Origin of the sequence: Cetobacterium sp. (assembly GCF_048470075.1) — a bacterium.
In the GTDB taxonomy this organism is placed as follows: Bacteria; Fusobacteriota; Fusobacteriia; order Fusobacteriales; family Fusobacteriaceae; genus Cetobacterium_A.
On sequence record NZ_DBGBQB010000186.1, the window covers coordinates 1 to 11055 of the forward strand.

Sequence of the window (11055 nt, forward strand, 5' to 3'; positions counted from 1 at the left end):
GGTATATTTTTACCTATTTTACCAACAACACCGTTTGTGCTTTTATCAGCTTTTTTATTTGAAAGAAGTTCTGAAAAATTTCATAGATTACTAGTAGAAAATAGGATATTTGGAAAATATATAAAAGATTATACAGAGAAAAAAGGGATAACATATAAAAATAAAGTGATTGCAATAACCATAATGACGCTGGGAATGGGTAAAGGTTTTTTTTCCATGCAAAATATTTATGGTCGTATAGCTCTTTTGGTAATATTTTTTGCCGTATTAGCACATCTTTTAAAGTTAAAAACACTAAAAGAAAATTGAAGTTATTAAGGATAGATTGCCTTTTTTTTTAAATATTGATATAATATTTCGTTGCGCTATAGCAAATCAACACATTATGGGGTGATGATATTGAAATGAGTTAATTGAAGATGGAGCTTTTAGGTTAAAAGTATAAGAGAGTATTTGACAAAGTGTTGTCTTAAAATATAGGTTAGGGAGAAGCACAAAATGAAAAAAATATTATTTTTACTAGTAATTTTATCTACAATTTTATTAGGAAAGGATATTAATACTGATGAGTTATTAAAAAATCTTGATAATTCTGAGTGGATTATAGTTGATACAAGACATAGCAATGAATATAATGGATGGAATTTATCTAATTTAAAAATAAATGGACATATAAAAGGGGCGACAGATATCTCGTCTAATTGGTTAGATGCAAAATATTTAAACTCTAAAAACAAAGATATATTGAAACAAAGAGTTTTAGAAAAGGGGATTACTCCAGAAAAAAATATTGTTTTATATGGAACATCTAAAAATATGGAAAAAGTGAAAGACTATTTAAAAGAAAATGGAATAGAAAAAATTTACTTTTATGATTTAGAAAAAAATAAAGATTATGATAAGTTGCCTTTTGAAACTTATGCAAACTATGAGATTTTAGTTCCTGCAACTTGGGTAAAAGATGCGATGGATAAAAATGAAGTTAAGGTATTTGAAGTTTCTTGGGGAAGCATAAAAGATGCAGCGGTATATTTAGCTGGACATATTCCAGGAGCTCCACACATAAATACTGATGGTATAGAACCACCTCCAAAATGGATGTTAAATACAGATGAAAATCTAATTAAATTTGCTAAGGAGATGGGAATCTATAAAAATGATACAGTTGTTCTTTATGGTGAAGATGTTATGGCCTCATACAGACTGGCTATAATTTTAAAATATCTTGGAGTGAAGGATGTAAGAGTTTTAAATGGTGGATTAGACGCTTGGAAAGCTGCTGGATATAAAACAGATATGGGAATAGTTAAGCCAAATTCAATTAAAGATTTTGGATCGAGAATTCCATTAAATAAGAGTTTAATAGTGGATGAAAATGGAGCTAAAGAGGTTTTAAAAGATAATAAGAATTCAAAAATTTTAGTGGATATCAGATCTTACAACGAAAGAGTTGGAAGGGAATCAGGTTACTCATATATGGATAGAAAAGGAAGAATTGCAGGATCTGTATGGGGAAAAGCTGGTACTAAATCCACAACATTAGAGGATTATAGAAATATTGATAACACAATGAGAAATGGATATGAAATTATCTCTATGTGGTCAGGGTTAGGAATCGATTCAAATAAAGAGTTAACGTTCTTCTGTGGATCAGGATGGAGAGCGGCGGAAGTGCTGTTTTATTCTCAAGTAATGGGACTAAAAAACAATGCTATCTATTCAAATGGTTGGATGGAATGGAGTGAAAATAGTTCAAATCCAATTGAAGTGGGAGAAGAAAAATAGATGATAAAAAGCAGCCTATTAATAGGGCTGCTTTTCTTTAAACTACTGAAACTAAAATATTGGAACTCTTAAAAGATATAAAAAATCTTTTTTACTTTTAAACATAATGAGATCTGTAAATGTTAAATAGAACTCATTTTTAGGAGAATATCCATTCTCTTCTATCCAAATTAAAAGGTTTTCAACAATATTTTGTTCCTCAAAAGTTCCTTTCCCATATACACAAGCATATTTTCCTTTGGGTATTATAATGGAGATATTATGTATCTCCTCTTTCATATTGGCAATAAGACAATCTTTACTAAATCTATTTTTTTTCCAGTTTTCAAAGGAAACTTTAAATCCTCTTAAAAGTGGATGAAGGTTATTAGTGACTTCAAAATTATCAATATTTTTTAGAGTTTTATTAAGTTCCCTTAGGGAGTTGATAGGGTCATTATAGATAACCCCTTTAATATCTGAAGTTTTATCAATAAAGGGGATTCCTATTTTTTTTTCTAGCTCAAAATTTTCTTTAAACTTATCAAAGCTTTCTATCAGCTCTTTTTCTGTATTTTTCAATTTTTCTATTTCAAGTTTTGTTTCTAATAAAACCTTCTCAAATAGTTCTAAAGTGTGTTCATAGTCCATATTATCAAAATGACTTTTTATGTATTCAATAGAGAATCCAAGATGTCTCATATGACCAATAATTTTCAAAGTGATTATTTGCATTGGAATATAGTAACGATAGTTAGTGTCATCATTTTTAAAAGCTGGAGAAAGTAAGCCAACCTTATCGTAATACCTAAGAGTTGATATGGGTATACTCGTGGATTTAGAAACCTCTCCTATTGTAAAAAACTCATCAAACATAATTATCTCCTAATAATTTTTTTTATATATTTTTTTATATCATCCACTAAGTAATAGAAAACAGGAATAACTATTAAAGTGAACAAGGTAGCTGTGGAAAGTCCAAATATTACAACAAAAGACATTCCAGCATACATTTCTGAACCGTCACCATTACTTAGAGCCAGAGGAATCATTCCTAAAACTGTCGTTAAAGTAGTCATAAGTATTGGTCTAAGCCTTGTCTTACCAGATACTATAAGAGCTCTATTGATATTATCTCCAGCCTCTCTTCTAATGTTTATAAAATCAATTAAAACTATAGCATTATTAACAACGATTCCAGCAAGCATTACAAAACCAACCGCAACCATGGCATCTAAATTAACCCTGAAAAGTGCCAAACTATAAAGAGCGCCCATAGTTGAAAGAGGTATTGAAAGTAGAATAATAAATGGAAGAATAAAGGATTCAAATTGCCAAACTAAAATAAAATAAATTAAAAATACAGCAACTAAAAAACTTATAAAAAGTTGATTACCCATTTCAGCCATATCTGCACTATCTCCACCAAATCCAAAAGAGATACTTTCAGGAGCTCCTAAATTATTAAAAGTATCTATAATAGATGTTTTAGCACTTTGTAGATCAAATCCATTTTCTAAGTTAGCATAAAGAACAACTTTTTTCTTTTTATCTTTTTTTTCAATTTTAGAAGGACCCTCTTCTAAAACAAGGTTAGCTATATCAGAGATACGAACATTTTTCCCATTATCTAAGGTGATTCTAGAATCCATCAATAGTTTTGTGGAAGTTCTATATTTCTTTTGAAGTTGTATAGTTACATCAATCTCTTGATTATCACTATTTATTGTAATAGGTTGTCCTCCTAAGATTTGAGTCTTAATCATCAAAGCCAGGTTATCAATATCAACTCCATAGAACTTAGCTTTTTCTCTATCCACAATAATTTTTCCCTCTGGTTTTCCACCTTCAAAGGATGAAGAGATATCTGTTATACCTTCAATGGAATACATTTTATCTTTTAATTTTTCAGATATCTCTTTTAACTGTGATTCATTATCCGAGTAAAGTTCAAACTCAACGTCATAGATACCATCAGAACCAAAGACATAGGATGGAACAACTGTTAATATAACATCAGGAATACCTGTAAAAGTAGACCTTAAATTTTTAATAATCTCTTGGAGTCCCTCTTTTCTAGATGTTTTTAATCCTGCGTTTATATTTAAAATAGCGTTATTAGTGTCTCCAGACATAGTATACGAGTTAGCAACAGGTATATCTTTAATTTTACTCTCCAATATAGTTCCTATCCTATTACTCATATTTATATCGGCACTAGAAGGAAGTTTTGCAACAATGGCAAATCTACCCTCATCAGTTGTAGGAATAAATCCACCACCTAAAGTTGAAGCAGCAAAAATAGAACCTATAAAAAGCAGAATAGTTAAAATAGCAGAGATTCCTCTATTTTTAATAGCCCATCTTAAAATTGAAAGATATATTCTTTTCAATTTTTTCATAAACTTTCCTTCTGAATTTATATCTTTTTTCTCATTTAATATTTTACTTGAAAGCATAGGAACAAAAACTAAGGCTACAATCAATGAAGCAAATAATGAATAAGAGATAGAGTATGAAAGATCTTTAAACTGCTCTTTGGCCATTCCCTCTTGAAAAACTATGGGTAAAAATACAGAAACAGTTGTCAGAGTTGAGGCTAAAACTGGAAGTCCCATTTCAGCGGCTCCATCTTTAGCAGCTTGAACTCTATTTTTTCCAAGTTCACTCATATGTCTATATATATTATCTAAAACAACAACAGAGTTGTCAACAAGCATACCAATTCCCAAAGATAATCCCATCAGTGATACAAGATTTAATGTTAAACCTTGAACATTTAAAAGAAAAAATGTAAAAATAACAGATATTGGTATAGCTACAGCAATGACAATGGTAGCAGATATACTTTTTAAAAACAGATATAGTATACCAGAGGCTAAAATTAAACCGATAATACCTGTTTCTTTAACATTATTTATAGAATTGGTGATTGTAATTGTAGAATCAAAATCATAATCGATGTTAGAATTTAAAGGTAGCGAGTTTTTAACACCTTTTAAAACTTTGTTGACAGAATCTACAATTTCAATGGCATTTCCATCATCGGTTTTAGCTACCACAATAACCAATCCATCAGCACCATTTTTTCTAAATAAACTGGATGGATCTTTAGTATCAATTCTGACATCGGCAATATCTTTTAATCTTAAAAGATGACCCGTATTATTTTTTAAAATAATATTTTCAATCTCTTCAGGAGTTTTTAGCTCCCCTTGAACTTTTATATAAAACTCTTTCTCTCCCTCTTTAACTTGACCGCCAGGGATGGTAGTACTAGCTTTAGAAATCAGGTTTGAAACCTCTAAAATTCCAAGATTATAATTTTCAAGTTTTTCAGGATCAATCTCTACTAAAACCTCCTGTTCTTTACCACCAAAAATTATAATTTGTGAAACTCCCTCGATTCTTTCTAAGAGCGGTTTTAAACTATTTTCAGCATAGGTTCTAACCTCCATTGGGTCTCCTCCTGACATGGTTAAAACGGCAGCGGGAATAGAACCCATAGATTGCTCTCTGATAGAGGGTTCCTCAATGTCTTCAGGAAGTTTGTTTTTAATTTGATTAATCTCATTTTGAATTAAAGTTATTTTTGTTTCAATATCAGTTCCATATTTGAATTTAACATTTATTTTTGATGTTTCTGAACTTGATATTGAGGAATACTCTGTAATACCATCAACATTGGGCAAAATATCTTCAACTTTTTTGGTTATCATTTTGTCAACATCTTCAGGAGTAGCTCCTTTCCATTCAATGGTAATTCTAACAGTTGGATTGGATGTGTTTGGCATCAACTCTATAGGCATTTTGGATAGACCTAAGAACCCAAAAAATATCATGGATATTATAACCATTGTTGCTGTTGCAGGTTTTTTTATAGAAAATTCGGAAAGTAATCTCATAACTAAATCTCCCTCACTTTATCGTTATTGTTAAGAAGATATTGTCCTTGAATAACAACTTTATCCCCCTCTTTAAAATTATCAAAATATATTTCTTGAAGATTTCCTTGAGAGATTCCACGATTAACTTTATAGATAATAGAGTGATTGTCACGAATAATGGCTATATAGGAGTAAAGGTCTTTGATCATAACCGCTTCTTTAGGAACAAAGAGACCATTAATCTCCATCTGTTCCATTTCCACCTTACCATACATACCCTTTAAAATAGAACTATCTTCATTTGGAACTTGTATTTTAATATTATATTTTTTCGTATTGATATCAGCAGATAGATTTACCTCACTAACCTTACCGATAATAGTTTTATCTAAGTCAGAAATATAAACTTTGGCTTCCTTTCCAGGGGTTATATTTTTGATATCCTCTCCATTTACAGCAATCTTAATCTCCATTACCTTATTTTCGACAACAGTGAGAAGTTTAGAGTTAGAGGAAACTTTTTCATTATTTTTAATATCTAAATCTGTTATAATTCCAGAAATTTCAGATTTTACAAAAAGTCTTTTATAATTATCATTAGCTCTTATAAAATTAGCCTCTGCTATTTTTAACTCTCCTAGACTCTGCTCCATATTGTTTTTAGATTGGAGATATAACTCCTCTGAAATAAGATTTTTTTCAAATAAATTTTTATATTTTTCAAAGGAGATTTTAGCTGTGTTATAGTTTGATTTAGATTTAATAAGAGTACCTTCTGCCTCAAAATAGCTAGCTTCAGTAGCCGCATCTGTTAAGGTTAAAATAGGTGTTCCTAAATCCACAGTATCTCCATTTTTATGGTTTATATTTTTAACATAACCTCCAGTGGGAGTGATGATACTAACCTCTTTTAAAGGGTTTATATCCCCATTGTAAATCTTAGTATTTTTTATGTTTTGAAATTTTAGTTCTTGAACCTTAACGTCTTTAATAATTTCAGGTTTTGTTTCTTGAATTTTATTGCTATCTTTACATCCAACTAAAATTAAAGTAAAAAAAAGTGTAAGTAATATTTTATTCATTAAATCCTCCTATATTATTTTAAAAGTGATAAGTATTGTTGATAGTACAAGAAGTAATCAAGTTGAGAGTTTATATGTGTGATTTGAGCCTCTCTAAGTTGTGATTCACTCTTTAAAAAATCAACGGAGTCAATTATCCTATTGGAAAATTTTTCTCTATCTATATTGAAAGTTTCAAGTGCAGTTAAAAGAGCTTTTTCATTAGTAGTAATAGTTTCTTTAGCAGTAATTAAATTTAAATATGCAGTTTTAATCTCTCTTTTTAAATTTTCTAGAGAATCAAGCTTTGAAATTTTTTGCTTTTCAATCTCCAATGTTGACTCTTTATAATTATCAATACCACTTCCAAAGTTAAATATATCCCATTTAAAAGAGATTCCAACTCTCCATTCCCAATCATTATTTGATCTTGAAAAACTGGATTCCTCTAAAGATTCATAACCATACTCTAGATCCACTTTAGGAAAGAAAGTACTTCGTTTACTTTTAGCATCATATTCACTAATCAGGATATTTTTATCTAATTTTTTTGAAAGTGTACCACTTGTTAAAGCTTTTTCAGTATCTTTTTGTAAATTTATGTTTTTGGTTATAAACCTTGAAAAATCCATCTCTTTCAAGGTTATCGTTTCATCAATATCTAAACCTAAAAGATTTTTTAAAATAAGCTCCTGACTTATAATATTGTTTTTTATTTTTAAGATTGATGTTTCAGTTTGATATAGAGAGGTTTCAATTTTTAAAACTTCACTCCTATCAATGAGGCTAAGATTATAAAACTCTTGTTGTTTTTTTAACTCCTCCTGTTTCTCTTTTTGAGAGGCTTCATATATATTTAAACTTTTCTTAAGTTGAAGACAATTAATATAAGCTTGAATAACCTCTAATTTTAAATTAATTTTCTGATAAATATAATCATCTTCTTCAAATTCCCTGAGTGCTTTACTGCTTTTTATATTGTAGTAAAGTTCTCCACCAGTGAAAATAGGTTGTGATAGGTAAACACCATTTTGAAAGGAACTGTTCAAATTTTTAGATTCGTCATGATCCACATATGTAGTTTGTGCTCGAAATGAGGGAAGAGCATTTTTAATTTTTATATTTTCATTTAATTTTTTTTGCTTTACACCTATGCTTTTTTCTTGAAGTTGCCGATTGTTTTGTTCTGCTAAATCAATAGATTTATCCAAGGTCAATTCCATAGAAAAAGATACTAAATTTAAAGCTAAAAGCAGCAGTAGATATTTTTTCATAGTTTCTCCTTATTAAAAATTAATTTCACAATATGAGATTATAAACTATAAAGTAAGTTTAGAGTCAAGAAAATTGGGTGATAAAAAAATTAAAATCCACAAAACATATATTGAAAAAATAAATATGTAACTTTATTTGACAAAATGAATTTTAATAGGGTATATAGTGGTATTAGGAATTTAGGTGAAATTCTAAAAGAGATACTGTCCGCCTATCTGAAAACAGATGACCGGGGTAGACTAAAAACGGAGGTATAACGTTATGGCTATCAAGTATGTTCCAGAACCATTTAGGATTAAAATGGTTGAAACAATTAAAATGACTACACCTGAAGAGAGAGCAGAGAAAATTAAAGAGGCTAATTATAATCTTTTTAATTTAAGAGGAGAGGATGTTTATATTGATTTATTGACGGATTCAGGTACTAATGCCATGAGTCAAGATCAGTGGGCTGGAGTAATGAAAGGTGACGAGGCATATGCAGGAGCTTCAAGTTATTTTAGGCTAATAAATACTGCAAAAGATATTTTTGGATATGAGTATATTCAACCTGTACATCAGGGAAGAGCGGCAGAGAAGGTGTTGTTTCCAACTTTTTTAAAGGCAGGTCAATATGCAATTTCAAATATGTTTTTTGATACAACAAGAGCCCATGTTATTTTAGCGGGGGCCAGACCTTTAGATTGTGTAGTTCCAGAAGCAAAAGACCCAGCTAAAAGATCAAAATTTAAAGGAAATATGGATGTTGAAAAGATGGAGAAATTAATTCTGGAATATGGACCAGAAAAGATAGGGTTGGTGGTTTTAACTATCACTAATAACTCTGCTGGTGGACAGCCTGTTTCAATGAAAAATGCAAGAGAAGTTGCGGCTATCTGTAAAAAATATAATATACCATTAAATATAGATGCGGCTCGTTATGCAGAAAATGCATATTTTATAAAAAGAGATGAGCCTGGATATGCAGATATGTCTATTAAAGATATAATAAAAGAGATGTTTTCCTATGCTGACTTTTTCACCATGTCAGCTAAAAAAGATACGATAGTTAACATGGGTGGATTAATAGGAGTAAAAAATTCTGTTGAGAATGCGGACATGATTTTAAAAATAAAGGCAAATTGCATAAGTTATGAAGGATTTACAACTTATGGAGGACTTTCAGGTAGAGATTTAGAGGCGTTAGCAATAGGGCTCTTAGAAGGAATTGATGAAAACTTTTTAAGGTATAGAATTGGACAAATGGAGTATTTAGCTTCTCGTCTTGATGATGCGGGAATCATATATCAATCTCCAGTTGGAGGACATGGAGTTTTTGTAGATGCTTCAAAAATTTTCCCGAATATACCTTATAATGAGTTTCCAGGACAAGTCTTGGCAATAGAGCTATATAAAGAGGCTGGAATCAGAAGTTGTGATATAGGGTCATATATGTTAGGAAATGACCCAGATACAAATGAACAATTGAAAGCTGATTTTGAATTTACAAGACTTGCTATTCCAAGAAGAGTTTATACACAAGCGCATTTAGATGTGATAGCAGACGCTTTAATAGCGATAAAAGAGAGAGCACATGAAATAACAAGAGGATATAGAATAACTTGGGAACCACCGATATTGAGACACTTCCAAGCTTCCCTAGAGATTATTGAAGATTAAAATTTTCAAATTTAGGGAGGGACAGTGGAAGATATAAAAAGTGAGTTGGATATAGAACTAATAAATGATAGTAATAGAGATGGATTTAAATCAAAATTTGGATTTATTTTAGCTTGTATTGGTTCAGCAGTTGGAATGGGAAATATTTGGATGTTTCCATATAGAGTTGGACAGTTTGGAGGAGCAGCATTTCTTATTCCATATTTTACATTTGTTCTTCTAATAGGATTTACAGGGGTAATTGGGGAAATGACATTGGGGCGTTCCATGGAAACAGGACCACTTGGAGCTTTTGAAAAAGCTTTTAAACAAAGGGGGCTAAAGGGAGGAAGGGTAATAGGAATGATACCTGTTATAGGATCATTGGCTATAGCCATAGGGTATGCTATAGTTATTGGTTGGATATTGAGGTATTGTGTTGCCTCTCTTTCAGGAGCAATTATTAAGTTACAACCAGGACCTTATTTTGGAGATTTGGCTTCCGATTTTGGAAGCATACCTTGGCATATTGCAGCGCTATTATTAACTTTTTCATTGATGGCTATGGGGATAGCTGGAGGAATAGAAAAAGTTAATAAGGTATTGATGCCAGCATTCTTTGGATTATTTTTATTTTTAGCTATTAGAATCTATATGTTGCCGGGGGCGGAACAAGGTTATAGCTATCTATTTAATCCAGATTGGGCAGCTCTTAAAGAGGTGAGAACTTGGATTTTTGCTTTGGGGCAAGCGTTTTTTTCGCTCTCTTTAGCGGGATCGGGAACTGTTGTATATGGAAGTTATTTGAGCAAAAAGGAGGACATTATTAACTCTGCTTTAAATGTTTCTTTTTTTGATACTTGTGCGGCAATGTTGGCAGCACTTGTAGTTATTCCAGCGGTTTTTGCCTATGGACTAGAGCCAGGAGCAGGACCAGGACTTATGTTCGTCACACTCCCAATAGTATTTCAAAATATGCCCGGAGGACAGCTAGTTGCTATAATATTTTTTATAGCTGTCTTATTTGCAGGAGTAACATCTCTTATGAATCTTTTTGAGACTCCTGTTGAGGCTTTGCAAAATAGATTGGGATTTTCAAGATTAAAATCCATTGGTATTGTTGCCTTAATATCATTTATGGTTGGAGTATTCCTTGAGGGAGATGGATTATCTCCATGGATGGATTTTGTTTCCATATATATAATTCCTTTAGGTGCTCTTTTGGCTGGAATTGTTATTTATTGGATTTGTAAACCTGGTTTTGCAAGAGAGCAGATACAGTTTGGCCGAAAGAAAGTTGTAGGGATTTGGTTTGAACCAATGACAAAATATATATTTTGTGGAATCGCTATAACTGTTTATATTATGGGAATTTTTTATGGCGGAATAGGATAAGATGGAAAAGAAACATAATTATAAAAGTTGTAGAG

General features: G+C 31.0%; 8 protein-coding genes. 4 read left to right on the plus strand and 4 right to left on the minus strand.

Annotation, left to right across the window (positions count from 1 at the left end; genetic code table 11):
• Both ACMOUI_RS06655 and ACMOUI_RS06660 read left to right on the plus strand, forming a co-directional pair.
• Nucleotides 1-309: YbaN family protein (locus ACMOUI_RS06655; protein WP_418964945.1), on the plus strand; the 309-nt coding region annotated here is incomplete at its 5' end.
• 189 nt (nt 310-498) lie between these two features.
• A complete protein-coding gene (locus ACMOUI_RS06660) occupies nt 499-1785 on the plus strand; it encodes a rhodanese-like domain-containing protein (protein ID WP_418964946.1) in 1287 nt (428 codons plus the stop codon).
• Nucleotides 1786-1836: 51 nt separating this feature from the next.
• Here ACMOUI_RS06660 and ACMOUI_RS06665 read toward each other — a convergent pair whose 3' ends face one another.
• From ACMOUI_RS06665 to ACMOUI_RS06680, 4 genes are read right to left on the minus strand one after another with little or no spacing between them, the layout of a single operon-like run.
• A complete protein-coding gene (locus ACMOUI_RS06665; protein ID WP_418964947.1) occupies nt 1837-2640 on the minus strand; it encodes a MerR family transcriptional regulator in 804 nt (267 codons plus the stop codon).
• Between the two features lie 2 nt (nt 2641-2642).
• Nucleotides 2643-5669 carry an efflux RND transporter permease subunit gene (locus tag ACMOUI_RS06670; RefSeq protein WP_418964948.1) on the minus strand — a complete coding sequence of 1009 codons (3027 nt, stop codon included), beginning with the start codon at nt 5667-5669 and terminating at the stop codon, nt 2643-2645.
• A gap of 2 nt (nt 5670-5671) precedes the next feature.
• Nucleotides 5672-6733 (minus strand): efflux RND transporter periplasmic adaptor subunit, encoded by a 1062-nt coding sequence (locus ACMOUI_RS06675; RefSeq protein WP_418964949.1) that lies wholly within the window; start codon nt 6731-6733, stop codon nt 5672-5674.
• A 14-nt stretch (nt 6734-6747) separates the two neighbouring features.
• Nucleotides 6748-7986, minus strand: a complete 1239-nt coding sequence (locus ACMOUI_RS06680) for a TolC family protein (protein WP_418964950.1) — start codon at nt 7984-7986, stop codon at nt 6748-6750.
• Nucleotides 7987-8248: 262 nt separating this feature from the next.
• Here ACMOUI_RS06680 and ACMOUI_RS06685 point away from each other — a divergent pair, with 262 nt between their 5' ends.
• Nucleotides 8249-9646 (plus strand): tryptophanase, encoded by a 1398-nt coding sequence (locus tag ACMOUI_RS06685; RefSeq protein ID WP_418964951.1) that lies wholly within the window; start codon nt 8249-8251, stop codon nt 9644-9646.
• A 24-nt stretch (nt 9647-9670) separates the two neighbouring features.
• Nucleotides 9671-11020, plus strand: coding sequence for a sodium-dependent transporter (locus ACMOUI_RS06690; protein ID WP_418964952.1), 1350 nt, complete (start codon nt 9671-9673; stop codon nt 11018-11020).
• Nucleotides 11021-11055: the final 35 nt, after the last annotated feature.

What these genes read in the sequence shown, in the direction of transcription:
- ACMOUI_RS06680 (WP_418964950.1), bottom strand. Translation starts at nt 7,986, where the DNA reads ATGAAAAAATATCTACTGCTGCTTTTAGCTTTAAATTTAGTATCTTTT.
- ACMOUI_RS06660 (WP_418964946.1), top strand. Translation starts at nt 499, where the DNA reads ATGAAAAAAATATTATTTTTACTAGTAATTTTATCTACAATTTTATTA.
- ACMOUI_RS06670 (WP_418964948.1), bottom strand. Translation starts at nt 5,669, where the DNA reads ATGAGATTACTTTCCGAATTTTCTATAAAAAAACCTGCAACAGCAACA.
- ACMOUI_RS06675 (WP_418964949.1), bottom strand. Translation starts at nt 6,733, where the DNA reads ATGAATAAAATATTACTTACACTTTTTTTTACTTTAATTTTAGTTGGA.
- ACMOUI_RS06685 (WP_418964951.1), top strand. Translation starts at nt 8,249, where the DNA reads ATGGCTATCAAGTATGTTCCAGAACCATTTAGGATTAAAATGGTTGAA.
- ACMOUI_RS06665 (WP_418964947.1), bottom strand. Translation starts at nt 2,640, where the DNA reads ATGTTTGATGAGTTTTTTACAATAGGAGAGGTTTCTAAATCCACGAGT.